The organism is Baekduia soli (assembly GCF_007970665.1).
Taxonomy (GTDB): Bacteria; Actinomycetota; Thermoleophilia; order Solirubrobacterales; family Solirubrobacteraceae; genus Baekduia; species Baekduia soli.
In genome coordinates, this window is the sequence record NZ_CP042430.1 from 4,119,477 (window position 1) to 4,134,099 (window position 14,623).

13 protein-coding genes are annotated in these 14,623 nt (G+C 74.1%); 2 read left to right on the top strand and 11 right to left on the bottom strand.

All coding sequences use genetic code 11. The features are described from left to right. Window positions 1–44: 44 nt before the first annotated feature. Window positions 45–1,151, top strand: a complete 1,107-nt coding sequence (locus tag FSW04_RS19930) for a lysylphosphatidylglycerol synthase transmembrane domain-containing protein (RefSeq protein ID WP_187368945.1) — start codon at window positions 45–47, stop codon at window positions 1,149–1,151. A gap of 207 nt (window positions 1,152–1,358) precedes the next feature. On the opposite strand, the gene trpB is transcribed toward FSW04_RS19930, so the two are convergent. The 11 genes from trpB to FSW04_RS19985 all read right to left on the bottom strand — a co-directional run bounded on the left by trpB (window position 1,359) and on the right by FSW04_RS19985 (window position 13,660). Further along, window positions 1,359–2,522 carry a tryptophan synthase subunit beta gene (gene trpB, locus FSW04_RS19935; protein ID WP_146921982.1) on the bottom strand — a complete coding sequence of 388 codons (1,164 nt, stop codon included), beginning with the start codon at window positions 2,520–2,522 and terminating at the stop codon, window positions 1,359–1,361. Beyond that, complete coding sequence (locus FSW04_RS19940; RefSeq protein WP_228430603.1) at window positions 2,519–3,214, bottom strand: phosphoribosylanthranilate isomerase; 696 nt, start codon at window positions 3,212–3,214, stop codon at window positions 2,519–2,521. Before FSW04_RS19940 ends, trpB begins: the two co-directional genes overlap by 4 nt. A gap of 51 nt (window positions 3,215–3,265) precedes the next feature. Next, on the bottom strand, window positions 3,266–4,480 hold the full coding sequence (locus FSW04_RS19945; protein ID WP_146921984.1) for a S1C family serine protease: 1,215 nt from the start codon (window positions 4,478–4,480) through the stop codon (window positions 3,266–3,268). 124 nt (window positions 4,481–4,604) lie between these two features. Then, window positions 4,605–5,414, bottom strand: coding sequence for an indole-3-glycerol phosphate synthase TrpC (gene trpC, locus FSW04_RS19950; RefSeq protein ID WP_146921985.1), 810 nt, complete (start codon window positions 5,412–5,414; stop codon window positions 4,605–4,607). Then, window positions 5,411–6,448, bottom strand: a complete 1,038-nt coding sequence (trpD, locus tag FSW04_RS19955; protein ID WP_146921986.1) for an anthranilate phosphoribosyltransferase — start codon at window positions 6,446–6,448, stop codon at window positions 5,411–5,413. Before trpD ends, trpC begins: the two co-directional genes overlap by 4 nt. A gap of 38 nt (window positions 6,449–6,486) precedes the next feature. Continuing rightward, the gene (locus FSW04_RS19960; RefSeq protein ID WP_146921987.1) at window positions 6,487–7,053 is read right to left on the bottom strand and encodes an anthranilate synthase component II; all 567 of its coding nucleotides are present in this window, start codon (window positions 7,051–7,053) and stop codon (window positions 6,487–6,489) included. 64 nt (window positions 7,054–7,117) lie between these two features. Beyond that, window positions 7,118–8,602 carry an anthranilate synthase component I family protein gene (locus FSW04_RS19965; protein ID WP_146921988.1) on the bottom strand — a complete coding sequence of 495 codons (1,485 nt, stop codon included), beginning with the start codon at window positions 8,600–8,602 and terminating at the stop codon, window positions 7,118–7,120. Further along, complete coding sequence (gene hisIE, locus FSW04_RS19970) at window positions 8,599–9,225, bottom strand: bifunctional phosphoribosyl-AMP cyclohydrolase/phosphoribosyl-ATP diphosphatase HisIE (RefSeq protein WP_146921989.1); 627 nt, start codon at window positions 9,223–9,225, stop codon at window positions 8,599–8,601. Before hisIE ends, FSW04_RS19965 begins: the two co-directional genes overlap by 4 nt. Window positions 9,226–9,250: 25 nt before the next feature. Then, window positions 9,251–11,761, bottom strand: a complete 2,511-nt coding sequence (locus FSW04_RS19975) for a sensor domain-containing protein (RefSeq protein ID WP_146921990.1) — start codon at window positions 11,759–11,761, stop codon at window positions 9,251–9,253. Beyond that, window positions 11,721–12,905 (bottom strand): NAD(P)/FAD-dependent oxidoreductase, encoded by a 1,185-nt coding sequence (locus tag FSW04_RS19980; protein WP_146921991.1) that lies wholly within the window; start codon window positions 12,903–12,905, stop codon window positions 11,721–11,723. The genes FSW04_RS19975 and FSW04_RS19980 overlap by 41 nt, the downstream gene beginning before the upstream one ends. Further along, window positions 12,902–13,660: a phytoene/squalene synthase family protein gene (locus FSW04_RS19985; RefSeq protein ID WP_146921992.1), complete on the bottom strand. Its 759-nt coding sequence runs from the start codon at window positions 13,658–13,660 to the stop codon at window positions 12,902–12,904. Before FSW04_RS19985 ends, FSW04_RS19980 begins: the two co-directional genes overlap by 4 nt. A 95-nt stretch (window positions 13,661–13,755) precedes the next feature. On the opposite strand from FSW04_RS19985, the gene FSW04_RS19990 reads away from it, so the two are divergent. Then, window positions 13,756–14,613, top strand: coding sequence for an ArsA-related P-loop ATPase (locus FSW04_RS19990; RefSeq protein WP_187368946.1), 858 nt, complete (start codon window positions 13,756–13,758; stop codon window positions 14,611–14,613). Window positions 14,614–14,623 lie beyond the last annotated feature (10 nt).

Below are 14,623 nucleotides of genomic sequence, written 5' to 3' on the forward strand. Positions count from 1 at the left end.
CGGGAGCCTACGACGACAGCGGGGGCCTATGCTCGCTGCGCCGGATGACCGACCTCGACGACCGCACGGACCGTCGCGCGCGCGCACGCGCGGCGCTGACGATGCCGGGCCTGACCGGGCGACGCGGCCTGTGGCTCGTCGGCGCGGCGGCGGTCGCCTTCTTCGTCGTCTACCTGCTCATCCCGCGGCTGGCCGGCCTGGAGGACACCTGGCGGCGCATCGAGAACGGCTCGCCGTGGTGGCTCGGCGCGGGCGTCGCGCTGGAGGCGATCTCCTACGTCGGCTACGCCTGGAACATGGCCGCCGTCAGCGCCGCGGGCGGCGTGCGGCTCGGCGTGTGGCGCTCCACGCAGATCACCCTGGCGGCCACGGCGGCCTCCCGCCTGCTGGCGGCCGGCGGGGCCGGCGGGGTCGCGCTGACGACCTGGGCGCTGGCGCGGGCGGGCCACGGCGCCAAGGGAGCCGTGCGCCAGGTCTCGAGCCATCTCGTGGCGACCTACGCGGTCTTCATGGCCGGCGTGATCCTGTGCGGGATGGGCTTGGCGATCGCGGGCGCGGACCCGCTGCTCACCGCCCTGCCCGCGGTCATCGCCGCGCTGATCGTCGCGCTGTTCGCGGTCGCGATCCAGGCGCCGGACGCCCTGCGCCGGCGCCTCACCAAGGGCGCCCGCTGGCAGCAGCGCCTCCTCGCGGCCCCACAGGCATTGTCCGACGGCACCCGCTTCACGCTCCAGCTCGTCGTGGACCGCGAGAAGGGCCTGCTCGGCACGGTCGTGTGGTGGGCGTTCGACATCGCGACGCTGTGGGCGTGCTTCTGGGCCTTCGACGGCCATCCCCCGGTCTTCGAGCTCGTCATGGCCTACCTGCTGGGGATGCTCGGCAACCTGCTGCCGCTCCCCGGCGGCATCGGGGGCGTCGAGGGCGGCATGGTCGGCGCCTGCGCGGGCTTCGACATCGACGCGTCCACGGCGCTGGTCGCCGTCCTGGCCTACCGCACGATCTCGGTCTGGCTGCCGGCGCTGCCCGGCGTCCTGGCCCTGGCGACGCTGCGCCGGGCGGCCGAGAGCGCCGACGCGGTGCAGCTCGGCGGGGGCCCGGGGCCCGATGACACGTCCGTCTCCCCCGCGCCGGCCCGCGAGCGCACGCCATGAACGACGCGCCGCGCTCTGACCCCATCGGCCGCGGCCATGCGGTCACGCGGCGCGAGGACCCCGGGCGGCGCCGCCGCGTGCACGCCGCGCCGGGGGCGGCGCGCACCGTCGTCAACGGAGGCGACTGCCGCGACTGGACGCTCGCGGCGGTCTGGGCCCATCCCGAACGTCGGCCTGCGCCCGGTCGTCGGCGAGCCCTGAGCGCGCTCAGCCGCGGGCGATGATCTGCGCCAGGTCCTTGTCGCCGCGGCCGCTGAGGCAGAGCACGTCCAGCGTGGACTCCGACGGTGCGTGCAGCGCGTGCCACAGGGCGTGGCTGGTCTCGAGCGCCGGGATGATGCCCTCCAGGCGGGTGACCTCCTTGAAGGCCTGCACCGCCTGGTCGTCGGTGACCGCGACGTAGGTCGCGCGGCCGGTGTCGCGCAGCCAGGCGTGCTCGGGGCCGACGCCCGGGTAGTCCAGGCCGGCCGAGATCGAGTGCGCCTCGAGGATCTGGCCGTCGTCGTCCTGGAGGATCGCGCTGAGCGAGCCGTGCAGGACGCCCGCGCGGCTGCCCGCCGTCAGCGGCGCGCCGTGGCGGCCGTGCAGGCCCTCGCCCCCGGCCTCGACGCCGACGAGCGCGACGTCCTCGTCGGGGATGAAGGCGGCGAAGATCCCCATGGCGTTGGAGCCGCCGCCGACGCAGGCGAGCACGCGATCGGGCAGGCGGTGCTCGCGCTCGAGGATCTGCGCGCGCGCCTCGTCGCCGATGATCCGCTGCAGCTCGCGCACGATCGCCGGGTAGGGCGCCGGGCCGGCGACCGTCCCCAGGACGTAGTGCGTGTCGGCGACGTTGGCGACCCAGTCGCGGATGGCCTCCGAGGTCGCCTCCTTCAGCGTGCGCGAGCCGGCGGCGACGGGCACGACCGTGGCGCCGAGCAGCTGCATGCGCTCGACGTTGGGCTTCTGGCGCTCGACGTCGACCTCGCCCATGTAGACCACGCACTCGAGGTCCAGCAGCGCGCACGCCGTGGCCGTGGCCGTCCCGTGCGAGCCCGCCCCGGTCTCGGCGACGACGCGCGGCTTGCCCATCCGCTTGGCCAGCAGGGCCTGCCCGAGGGCGTTGTTGATCTTGTGCGCGCCGGTGTGGTTGAGGTCCTCGCGCTTGAGGTAGATCGCCCGGCCGGCGACCTCCGACAGCCGCGCGGCCAGGTACAGCGGCGACGGGCGCCCGACGTAGTCGCGGTGCAGGTGGTCGAGCTCCGCTCGGAAGCCCGGGTCCGACCAGGCGTCGAGCCACGTGCGCTCCAGGTCGCCCAGCGCCGGCATGAGCGTCTCGGGGACGTACTGGCCGCCGTAGGGGCCGAAGCGGATCTCCAGGCCGGTGCTCACCGGGCCACCCCCCGGGCGTCGGGCCGCGGGGGCACGGCGCGTACGGGCGGCTGCTCGTCGGTGGCCTTCACGGCGGCGGCGAAGGCCAGCAGCGCGTCGTGGTCCTTGACGCCCGGGGCGGACTCCACGCCGCTGGCGACGTCGACGGCCCACGGGCGCACGGTCTCGATCGCCTCGGTGACGTTGGCCGGGTCCAGGCCGCCGCTCAGGATGAGCGGGACCTTCGAGTACCGGCTCGAGAGCAGGCTCCAGTCGAACGTCTCCCCCGTGCCCCCGCGCAGCCCCTCGCGGTGGGTGTCGAGGAGGTGGAAGTCGGTCCGGAACGCCTGGATCGCGGTGATGTCGGCGCGCCCGCGCACGGCGGCGGCCTTGATGACCTTGGCCCCGGTGCGCCGGGCGACCTCCGCGCAGAAGGACGGGCCCTCGTCGCCGTGCAGCTGCACCAGGCTCAGGCCGATCGTGTCGGCCAGCGCCGCGATGTCGTCCAGCGGCTGGTTGACGAACACGCCGGCGATCTCGGTGCGGCGGCGCAGCTGCGCCGCGATGCGCGCGCCCTCGGCGGGATCGCAGGCCCGCTTGGACCCCGGCCACAGGATCAGCCCGAGCGCCCAGGCGCCGGCGTCGGCGGCGGCGTGGGCGTCGTCCAGGCGGGTGATCCCGCAGAACTTGATGCGAGGGGCACGATGAGCCACGCCCTCCATCCTAGGGAGCGTCCGGCACCGGCCACGCGCCCCGTCGGCCGGTCAGCCCGACTGCAGCGTCGTCGGCCGCTTGCCCAGCGCGATCTCCAGCGTCTGCTTGGAGTCCTTGCGCACGAGCTCGAGCTTGACCTTGTCGCCGGGCCTGTGGCCCGAGACGAGCTGGGAGAGCTGCTGGCTGGAGGTGATGGTCTTGCCGTCGAACTTCGTGATGATGTCGCCGCCGAGCAGCACGGTCTCCGTCGTGCCCTGCAGGGTGGCCTGGATCTCGCCGGCCTTGAGCCCGGCGGCGTCGGCCGGGCTGTTGGCCTCCACCCGCTGCACGAGCGCGCCGTGCTTGGCGGGCAGGTCGAGCGCGTCGAGGCTGCCGTCGACGGTGATCGACTGCACGCCGAGGTAGGCGCGCTGCACGGCCTCGCCGCTCTTGAGCTGGGCCAGGATGGCCTTGGCGGTGTCGATCGGCACCGCGAAGCCGATGCCGACGTTGCCCTGGCTGCCCGCTCCGCCGGTCTCGATCTGGGAGTTGATGCCGATGACCCGGCCGGCCGCGTCGATGAGCGGGCCGCCCGAGTTGCCCGGGTTGATCGCCGCGTCGGTCTGGATGACGTCGCGGATGGCGAAGCCGTTGGGTGCCTGGATCTCGCGCTGCAGTGCGCTGACGACGCCGGTGGTCAGCGTGCGGCTGAGGCCGAAGGGGTTGCCGATGGCGATCGTCGGGTCGCCGACCTGCACGTCGCGCGAGGAACCCAGCGGGAGCGGTTTGAGGGCGAGCCCCTCGGGGTCGACGTTGAGCAGCGCGAGGTCGGTCGAGGGGTCCTTGCCGACGACCTTGGCCCGGACCGTCTTCTTGTCGGCGAACTGGACGGTGACCGCCCTCGCGCCCTCGATGACGTGGTTGTTCGTGAGGATGTCGCCCTGGCCGTCGATGACGAACCCCGAGCCGGTGGCCTCGCTGCGCTGGGTGCCGCCGAACGGGTCGAATGGGTTGTCGGTCTGCTGGACCACCTCGGACCGGACGTAGACGACCCCCGGCGCGTAGCGCTGGTAGATGTCGGCGGCCGTCAGCCCCTGGTTGACGGTCTCGCGGCCCGTGCCGCCCGTGATCGGCGCCTGCCGGATGACCGTGGTCGTGTGGACCTCGCCGTCGTGGCGGTCGACCACGGCCGTGGTCACGCCGGCGGCCACGCCGCCGCCGAGCAGCGCCGCGAGCAGCAGGGGCGCGGCAAGGCGCAGCGCGGATGGTCCGGGGGGCTGGCTCATGAGTCCCTGAGAGTGCCGAGCATCGCTGAAGTGACCCTGAACTCGCTCTAAAGATTGCTAAATGCGGGCCTGTCCTGGACGGACGGCGTGGCGGAGCCTGGCCGGGCGGGCGGGCCCGGCGTTCTCAGAGCGCGTCGTCGGCGCCGCTGCCCCCGTGCCCGATGAGCACGCGCAGGGCCGCCTCCGGGTCTGGGGCGCGCATGAGCGTTTCCCCGATGAGGACGGCGTCGACCCCCACCCGCTCGAGCTCCTCGACCTGCTCACGCGTGTGGAACCCGGACTCCGACACGACGGTCTTGCCCGCCGGGACGTCGCTGAGCAGCTCGTACGTGCGCTCGACGTCGACCGAGAAGTCGCCGAGGTCGCGGTTGTTGATGCCGATGACATCGGCGTCGATCACCTCCAGCGCCGTGTCGAGCTCGGACTCGTCGTGGACCTCGACGAGAACGTCGAGGTCGACCGCGAGCGCCTCGCGGTGCAGCGTGACGAGATCGGCCGGATCCAGCGCGGCGACGATGAGCAGGATCGCATCGGCGCCCGCCACCACGGCCTCGTAGATCTGGTAGGCGTCGACGATGAAGTCCTTGCGCAGGATGGGCAGCGTCGTCGCGCGCCGCGCCTCCTCGAGGTCGCCGAGCGTCCCGCCGAAGTGCGGGCCCTCGGTCAGCACAGACAGCGCAGCGGCGCCGCCGCGCTCGTAGGCCTGCGCGATCTCGGTGACCGTGGCGCCCTCGCGGATCTCCCCCGCCGACGGGGAGCGGCGCTTGTGCTCGGCGATGACCGACACGCCGGGGCGCACGAGGGCCTCGGAGAACGGCCGGCCGTCGTGGGCGTGGTGGATCCGCGCCTCGAGGTCGGCCATCGGGACCTCCTTGCGCCGGCGCCGCACCTCCTCGCGCGTGACGTCGACGATGCGCTCAAGAACGTTGTTCATGCTGCAGCTGCCGCCAGTTCCCCGCTGAGTCGGACGTAGTCATCGAGTGTTCGCGCCGCCGCGCCCGAGGCGATGGTCGCACGTGCGACCTCCACGCCCTCTCCCAGGTCGTCGACCACGCCGGCCGCGTAGATGGCCGCGCCCGCGTTGAGGAGGACCAGGTCGGCGCGCGGGCCGCCCTCGCCCTCCAGGATCGCACGCGCCGTGGCCGCGTTGTCGCCCGGCGGCCCGCCGGCCAGGTCCGCGGGCGCGGCCTCGGGCAGGCCCACGTCGCCCGGGACGACGTCGTAGCGCCGCAGGTCGCCGCCGTTGACCTCCACGACGTGCGTGGGTGCGGACGTGCTCATCTCGTCCAGGCCATCCGCGCTGGACACTACCAGCGCCCGGTCGCAGCCCAGGCGCGCCAGGGCGCCGGCGAGCACCTCGAGGTAGCCCGCATCGGAGACGCCGATGACCTGTCGGCGGGCGCCCGCCGGGTTGGTCAGCGGGCCCAGGAAGTTGAAGATCGTGCGCACAGCCAGCTCCTTGCGCACCGGGATGACCCAGCGCGTCGCGGCGTGGTGGGCCGGGGCGAACATGAACCCGAAGCCGACCTCGTCGATGCAGCGCCCGACCGCGTCGGCCCGCAGGTCGATGCGCGCGCCGAGCGCCTCGAGCACGTCGGCCGAGCCCGACAGGCCGGTCGCCGAGCGGTTGCCGTGCTTGGCCACCGCGCAGCCGGCGCCGGCGGCGACGAGCGCGGCGGTGGTCGAGACGTTGAAGGTCGTGCGCCCGCCGCCGGTTCCGGCCGTGTCGAGCAGGTCGTGGCGACGGCTGCTCACCGGCGTGGCCAGCGCGCGCATCGTGGAGGCCAGCCCGGCGATCTCCTCGACGGTCTCGCCCTTCGTGCGCAGGGCGATGAGGAACGCGGCGATCTGCACCTCGCCGGCGTCGCCGGCCATGATCTCGGCCAGGACGGCGCCGGCCTGCTCCTGGCTGAGGTCGCGGCCCGACGCGAGCGCGTCGATGGCGGCCGTGAGGACGTCGTTGGGCATCAGGAGGGGCGCAAGCCTAGTCCGTCGACGGCGACGGCTCAGGCGTCGGACAGGAAGTTGCGCAACAGGTCCTTGCCGCGCTCGGTCAGGACGGACTCGGGATGGAACTGGACGCCCTCCACCGGCAGCTCGCGGTGGCGGATGCCCATGAGGACGCCGCCCCCTCGCGCCGTGACGGTGAAGACGTCGGGCAGGTCGTCCTCGCGGACGACGAGCGAGTGGTAGCGGCCGACGGTCAGCGCGCCGTGCAGCCCGCGGTAGATGCCCTGGCCGTCGTGCTCGATGACGGTGGTCTTGCCGTGCACGGGCTCGTGGCGCACGACGGTGCCGCCGAAGGCCTGGGCCAGTGACTGGTGGCCCAGGCACACGCCCAGGGTGCGGATCCCCGCCTCGGGGAAGCGGCGCATGGCCTCCATCGACGTCCCGGCGTCGTCGGGCGTGCATGGCCCGGGCGAGACGACGAGGCGATCGGGCGAGCGCTCCAGCAGCTCGTCGACCCCGGCCGCGTCGTTGCGCACGACCTCGACCGTCGCACCGAGCTCCCCCAGGTACTGGACCAGGTTGTAGGTGAAGGAGTCGTAGTTGTCGATGACCAGAACGTTCATGGAAGCTCCTGAGCCGCGATGTTCGCGAAGCCTGCTGAGCGAACACGCGATGACGACGAGGTCGTCACGCCCAGTCCGGCTGCCTGGCCGCCAGCTGGATCGCGCCCTTGACGGCCTTGGCCTTGTTGACCGACTCCTCGAACTCGTAGTCGGGCCTGGCGTCGGCCACCGTGCCGCCGCCGGCCTGGATGTGAGCCTGGCCGTCCTTGATGACGACCGTGCGGATGTGGATGCAGGTGTCCAGGTCGCCCGAGTAGCCCAGGTAGCCGATCGCGCCGCCGTAGCCGCCGCGCTTGACGGGCTCGAGCTCGTCGATGATCTCCATCGCCCGCACCTTCGGCGCCCCCGACAGCGTGCCCGCGGGCAGGATGGAGCGCAGCGCGTCCATCGGCCCGACGTCCTCGCGCAGCGTCCCCGAGACCGACGAGACGATGTGCATCACGTGCGAGTAGGTCTCGATCGACATGAAGGTGTCGACCTGCACGCTGCCGTACTCGCACACCCGTCCCAGGTCGTTGCGGCCCAGGTCGACGAGCATGACGTGCTCGGCGCGCTCCTTCTCGTCGCCGAGCAGCTCGGCGGGGTCGGCGTCGCGCGGCCGCGTCCCGGCGATCGGGCGCGTCGAGGCGCGCCGGGTGGGCGGGGCCGAGACCGTGAGCAGCGGCTCGGGCGAGGCGCCGGCGATCTGGAAGTCCAGGAAGTCCAGGAAGTACATGTACGGCGACGGGTTGACCACCCGCAGCCCGCGGTAGACCGAGAACGGGTCGATGCCCTCCAGCGGGGCGCTCCAGCGCTGGGAGGGCACGACCTGGAAGGCGTCGCCCGCGTGCACGTACTCGACGATGCGCTGCACCATGCCCTCGAACGTCTCGCGCGACATGTTGGAGGTGAACTCCGGCACGGGGCGCGGCGGACGGTCGGCCTCGGGCTTGGGCACAGGCCCGTCCATGAGGCGGCGGGCCTTGGCGATCGTGGCGACCGCGTCGGCGTAGGAGGCCTCGAGGTCGTCGGCGGCGACGTTGACCATGATCGTCACCGTGTGCTTGAGGTGATCGAAGATCACCAGCACGTCGGAGAGCATGAGCGCCATGTCGGGCAGCCCGAGCACGTCCGGGTTGGGCTCGCCGAGCGTCGTCTCGACGGTGCGCACGAGGTCGTAGCCGAAGAAGCCGACCGCGCCGCCCGTGAACGGGGGGGCGTCGGGAAACGTCGCCTGGCGCAGGGCCGCGGCCTGCTCGGCCATGGTGTAGGGGTCGCCGTCGTCGCCCAGCGACCAGCGCACGACCTCGCGCGGGCGCACACCGATGAACGAGTAGCGCCCGACGCGCTGGCCCTGCTCGGCGGACTCCAGCAGGAACGCGGGGAACTCCGGGCGGCGCCCGCGCAGCTTGAGGAACGCCGAGACGGGCGTCTCGCAGTCGTCGATGAACGTGTGGCGCAGCGGCACGAGGTCGTGGTCGCGCGCCAGCGCGCGCACCTCGTCCAGCGAGGGCTCGATGTGCAGCGCGCCGGCCTCGTCGACGGCGGCCTGCGCCGCGCCCGAGGTCACGACGGCGAGCCCTCGCGCGGGCGCCGGCCGTCGAGGACCGCCGCGACGTCGGCCAGGGTCCGCCCGCGGGAGCGCAGCAGCACTAGGAGGTGGTACAGGACGTCGGCGGCCTCGTTGTCGACGCGGTCGTCGGTCTCCTCGCGCGCGGCGCGGGCGACCTCCTCGGCCTCCTCCTCGACCTTGGCCCCGATGAGCGCCGGGTCGTCGAGCAGCGTGACGGTGTAGGAGCCCTCGGGGCGCTCCCGCTGGCGCGCGATCAGCGTGCGCTCCAGGCCGGGGAGCACCTCGTGGGGCGCGGGCGGCTCGAGGTCGCCGGAGAAGAAGCAGGTCCGGGCGCCGGTGTGGCAGGCCGGGCCGGCGGGCTCGACGAGCGCGAGCAGCGCGTCGCCGTCGCAGTCCAGGCGCAGCGCGCGCACGGCCTGCGTGTTGCCCGACGTCGCGCCCTTGTGCCACAGCTCGCCGCGCGACCGCGACCACAGGTGCAGCTCTCCGGTCGCCCGGGTCCGGGCGATGGCCTCGGCGTTGGCGTAGGCCAGCGTCAGGACCTCGCCCGAGCGCCAGTCCTGGACCACGACGGGCACGAGCCCCTGGGCGTCGTAGGCGATGGCGATGGGCGACTCCATGGCGCCGGAGTCTACGAAGCCGGCCTCAGGGCCGGGGCGTGCCCGCGGCGGCCAGCAGGGGCCGCAGCGCCTCGGCGGGCACCGGCTCGCCGAGCAGGAAGCCCTGGGCCAGCGGGCAACCGCGCTGCACGAGGAACGCACGCTGGTGCTCGTGCTCGACGCCCTCGGCCACGGCCTCCATGCCCAGCGCCGAGGAGAGCTCGATGACCGCGGTGACGATCGCGGTGGGCTCGGGGTCCTCGGGCACGCCGCGCAGGAAGGAGCGATCGATCTTGAGCACCTGCACCGGCATGGTGCGCAGGCGCGACAGCGACGAGTAGCCGGCGCCGAAGTCGTCGATCGCGATCTCCACGCCGGCGGCGAACAGCTCCTGGAGCACGGGGTCGGTGCGCATCGGGTCGGCCATCGCCGCCGACTCGGTGATCTCGACGGTCAGGAGGCCGGCCAGCCCGCGCTCGCCGATCGCCTGCAGCAGCCGCCGCCCGAAGTCCGGGCGGCGCAGCTGGCGCGGGGATACGTTGACCGCCACGCGTGGCACGACCAGCCCGTCGCGCCGCCACGCGGCCACCTGGTCGCCGACGCCGGCCAGGACCCAGTCGCCGATGCGGTCGATGAACCCGGTCTCCTCGGCGAAGGCGATGAACTCGTCGGGCATGACGAGGCCGCGGAACGGGTCCTCCCAGCGGATGAGCGCCTCGAGCTTGTGCAGGGTCCCGTCGGCCGGGTCGACGACGGGCTGCCAGTGCAGGGCGAACTCGCCGCGCGTCAGCGCCTTGCGCAGGCGGCTGGTCATCGAGAGGCGCTCGAGCGGCTCGTGCGGGTCGCCCGTGTAGACCGTCACGCCGTTGCGCCCGGCCGCCTTGGCGTCGTACATCGAGGCGTCGGCGTGGCGCAGCAGCTCGTCGGCGTCGGCGGCATCGCGCGGGAAGAGCGAGATCCCGATCGATGCGCCGATGTGGAACTCGGCGCCGGAGATCGTGAAGGGCTTGTTCAGCGAGTGCAGCAGGCTCTCGGCGACGCGGCGGGCCGTGGCCTCGGCCTCGCCGCGGTCCAGGTCGCCGAGCAGCAGCAGGAACTCGTCGCCGCCCTGGCGGGCCAGCAGGTCCATGCCGCGGCGGCGCTCCTGCAGGCGCATCGTCACGTGGCAGAGCAGCTCGTCGCCGGCGGCGTGGCCGAGCGAGTCGTTGACGAGCTTGAAGCCGTCGAGGTCGAGGTACAGCAGCGCGATAGCGTTGCCCGCACGGCGCGCGCGGGCCAGCGCGAGCTCGAGGTGCTCCTGCAGCAGCGCCCGGTTGGGCAGGCCGGTCAGGGAGTCGTGGTAGGCCAGGAAGGCGATCTGCTCCTCGGCCGCACGTCGCTCGGTGAGGTCCACGCCCGAGCTCATCATCGCCGTCGGCCGGCCGCCGGGGTCGCGCAGCACGGTGTTGCGCCACGCGATGACGCGCTGCTCGCCGTCGTCGGTCAGCACCGCGCTCTCGTGCACGCCGTGGTCGGCCTCGTCGTGCAGGACGCGCTCGAAGTGCTCGCGCGCGGCCGTGCGGTCGGCCTCGGGCACCACGGTGTCGAACCAGTCCCGGCCGACCATCGCCCCATCGGGGCGCCCGAGCAGCTCGTGGCCCGCGCGGTTGAGCAGCGTGATGTGTCCGTCGGCGTCCAGCACGACGATGATCGCCCCGGCGATGTCGAGGTAGCGCTGCGCGCGGTAGCGCTCGTCGGCGAGCTCGGAGCGGGTCTCGCGCACGGGGGTGACGTCGATGAGCACGCCCTGGCTGAACCGCGGCCCGTCGCCGCCGCCCATGACGATGCCCTCCTTGTCCCAGACCCAGAGCTCGCGGCCGTCGCGGTGCAGCATCCGGAACTCGAGGTCGAACGGCTCGCCCGTCGCCCACGCCTCGCGCTCCTGGGCGCGGACGCGCTCGCGGTCGTCGGGATGGATGCACCGATACCAGAGCTCCTGGTCGGCCAGGAAGTCCTCGGCCGGGTAGCCGAGCAGGCGCTCGATCTGCGGGCTGACGTACTGCAGCGTGCCCTGCTCGTCCCAGTCGGCGACGTAGGCCACCGCCGGGATGTTCTCCACCAGGCCGCGGAAGCGCGCCTCGGCCACCTCGACGCGGTCCCGCGCCTCCTCGCGCTCGGTCACGTCGTCGACGACCGCGATCCACTCGACCAGGCGCCCGGCGCCGTCGTGGGCCGGCGTCACGCGGATCTCGGCCGAAAACGTGGAGCCGTCGAGGCGCCGGGCGGAGAACGCGCCGCAGTACTCCACGCTGTCGGTCAGCGCGCCGCCGAGGGCCGCGCGGACCTCCGAGCCGGCGGTCTCGGCCGCGATCGTCGCGCTCGGGCGCCCCAGCAGCTCGGCGCGGTCGGCGGCGAACAGCCGCTCGAAGGTCCGGTTGACATACAGGATCGGGCGCTCGGGCCGGGTCGCGTCGGCGACGAGGATCCCGCTCGTGGCCACCTCGAGGGCCCGGATCAGGGCATCTGCGGTCTCCGGCTCACGGCCGGTGGGCGAAGGGCGCTCGGGGGGCTGGACCATGGACGGCGGGGGTCTGCGCGGGCGCGGTCGGGCGCCTGGCCGCGGACGGGTGCGCCTGATCGAGATACCAGCCGAAGGCCCGGTCCACCACGAACGGGACGCCGACCGCCCGCAGCAAGAGTGACAGGACGCGCGGCGGGAGGGCGGGGATGAGCCGCTGGAGGGCCAGGGCCCGCGCGAACGCCGGGCGGTGGCGCTCGTGGAAGGCGCGGTAGCCGTCCAGGGCCTGCGCCCGGGTGCGGTCGCCGTCGAGGACCGGGGCCAGCTCGCGGCCGCAGGCGATGCCGAAGTAGAACGCGGTGCGGATGCCCTCGCCCGACAGCGGGAAGCAGTGCCCCGCGCTGTCGCCGACGCAGAACGCGCCGTCCTGGGTGGCCTCGCCCAGGCGGTGGGGGAACCAGTTGCCCTGGTAGCCGACCGCCCCCACGTCCAGGCGCGCGGCGAGCGCCTGGGTGGCGCCCTTGACCGGGCGCACGGGGTCGTAGGAGCAGGTGCCGACGCGGCGGTGGTCTCCGGCCGGGACGTTCCACCCGTAGCCGCGGCGCACGAGCGAGCGCTCGAGCCAGATGTCCAGCGCGTCGCCGTCGGCGTCGCGCGGGTCGCCGGGGTGGACCTCCAGGCCGCGGCTCAGCGGCGCCTCGGGCGGCTGGACGTGCGGACGGGCCGAGATGCGCCTCCAGCCGCACGCGTCGACGACCAGCGGGGCGATGACGTCGCCGCGGTCGGTGTGCACGACGTCGCCGTCGCGGCCGTGCACGACGGCGGTCTCGAAGCGCGCGCTGCCGCACTGCTCCCACAGCAGCCGGCACAGCGTGCGGTAGTCGAAGCTCGACCAGCTCCACGGCAGCCGGTAGGCGGCGCGGCCGTGCGGCGTGGAGAACGTCATCCGCGGCAGCTCCTGCAGGATCGCGTCCCCGACGCCCATCGCATGCAACCACGGCGTCGGCGCCGCGCAGGCCGACGTCGCGCGCTCGCCGATCTCGTAGCGGTCCAGGACGAGCACGTCGGCCGGCCCGCGCGTGCCCAGCGCCAGCTCGCGGGCGACGGCCAGGCCGGCGAAGCTCGCGCCGCAGACCACGACGTCGGCGCGCGTCCCGTCCAGCGAGGTGCGCTCCGCGCCGCGGGCCGTGGCGCGGACGGTCACCCGACGACCCCGGAGTGCTCCACGCGGCGCAGCACGAGCCGGTAGACGCCGCAGGCGAACGCGATCCCCGGGCGGGCCCGCGGCGTGCACGCGCTGAGGACCGCGCGGGCCGAGCCGAACAGCTCGCGCGCGCGGTGCAGCTCCTCGGCGGGCACCGCGCGGCGCCCGGCGGCCAGCGCGTCCTCGTCGACGCCCGGGAGGTAGACGCGGTCCATGGCGAAGTCCTCGCGGACGTCGCGCAGGAAGTTCGTGAGCTGGAACGCGGTGCCCAGCCGGGCGACGTCCTCGCGGCGCTCGGACCGCACCCCGATGAGCGGCGCCATGATCCGCCCGACCGCGGCGGCGCTGCCGTCCATGTAGCGGTCGAGCTCCTGCCGGGTGCGCAGCCGGACGCGGCCGTCGCAGTCGACGCGCATCGAGTCCATGTAGACCCCGAGCTCGGAGAGCGGGAGGCGGTGGCGGACGCCGGCGTCGACGAGCGCGGCGATGACCGGATGGTCGCTGTGCCCGGTCGCCAGGCCGTCCTCCAGCGTGGCCTGCCACGCGTCCAGCGCCTCCCGGCGGTCCTGGGCCGTGGGCGGCCGGTCCGGGCCGTCGACGATCTCGTCGGCGCCGCGCACGAACCCATACAGCGCGTGGACGGCCGGGCGGACGTCGCGCCCCAGCGCCTGCGTCGCCACGTGGAACGTGGGATCGTGCCGTCGCTGGACGGCCCGGCAGCGGGCATAGGACTCTCGGACGTGCGCGTCGTGCATGGACTCCCCTGCCTCGGGCTACGTACCCCAACCACGACGAGGATGACGGCATCAAGCGACAGACGCTCCTGAGCGGGATCATCGACAGCCGGCTCGTGGTGGTCACGGGCAAGGGCGGGACCGGCAAGACGACGGTCGCCGCCGCGCTCGCGCGGGCCGCCCGCGAGCGGGGCCGGACCGCCGTGCTGTGCGAGATCGCGGGCTCCACGCGGGCCACGGACCTCGTGGAGGGCACCGGCGTCGACACGCTGGCGATCGATCCGCAGCACGCGCTGGAGGAGTGGTTGGGCCGCCAGCTGCCGCGCCGCCTCGTCCACGTCCTGGCGCGTTCGGGCGCCTTCGCCGGCTTCGTCGGGGCCGCGCCGGGCGTGCGCGAGCTCGTCACGATCACCAAGGCGTGGGAGCTCGGCGAGGAGCGTCGGTGGCGCCGGGACGCGGTCCCCTACGACACCGTCGTGCTCGACGCCCCGGCCTCCGGGCACGGCGTCGGGCTGCTGCGCACGCCGCGGACGTTCGCCGACATCGCTCGGATCGGGCCGATCGCGTCCCAGGCGCGGCTCGTCGACGCCGGGCTGCGCGATCCCGCGCGCACCGCGCTGGTGGCCGTGGCGCTGCCCGCCGAGCTGGCCGTGACCGAGACGCTCGAGCTGGAGGCGCGGCTGCACGACCGCCTCGGGCGCGCGCTGGACGCCATCGTCGTCAACGGCGTGTGGCCGCGGCGCATGAGCGTGGGCGACAGCGACCGCGTCGCGGCGGCCGACGGCGCCCTGGCCGCGGCGCCCCGCCATGCCGTGGCCGCCGCCGCCGGGCGCGTGCGCGTGCAGCAGTCCCAGCTCGCGCGGCTGCGCCGCGACGCGACCGCCCCGGTCCTCACGCTGCCGTTCCTGTTCGAGACCGGACTGCATGACGAGCACATCCGGGCCCTTTCCACAAGGCTCGCGGTCGCCGCATAGGACACCCGTC

What these genes read in the sequence shown, in the direction of transcription:
- FSW04_RS19930 (WP_187368945.1), top strand. Translation starts at nt 45, where the DNA reads ATGACCGACCTCGACGACCGCACGGACCGTCGCGCGCGCGCACGCGCG.
- FSW04_RS19945 (WP_146921984.1), bottom strand. Translation starts at nt 4,480, where the DNA reads ATGAGCCAGCCCCCCGGACCATCCGCGCTGCGCCTTGCCGCGCCCCTG.
- trpC (WP_146921985.1), bottom strand. Translation starts at nt 5,414, where the DNA reads ATGAACAACGTTCTTGAGCGCATCGTCGACGTCACGCGCGAGGAGGTG.
- trpD (WP_146921986.1), bottom strand. Translation starts at nt 6,448, where the DNA reads ATGCCCAACGACGTCCTCACGGCCGCCATCGACGCGCTCGCGTCGGGC.
- FSW04_RS19960 (WP_146921987.1), bottom strand. Translation starts at nt 7,053, where the DNA reads ATGAACGTTCTGGTCATCGACAACTACGACTCCTTCACCTACAACCTG.
- hisIE (WP_146921989.1), bottom strand. Translation starts at nt 9,225, where the DNA reads ATGGAGTCGCCCATCGCCATCGCCTACGACGCCCAGGGGCTCGTGCCC.
- FSW04_RS19975 (WP_146921990.1), bottom strand. Translation starts at nt 11,761, where the DNA reads ATGGTCCAGCCCCCCGAGCGCCCTTCGCCCACCGGCCGTGAGCCGGAG.
- FSW04_RS19985 (WP_146921992.1), bottom strand. Translation starts at nt 13,660, where the DNA reads ATGCACGACGCGCACGTCCGAGAGTCCTATGCCCGCTGCCGGGCCGTC.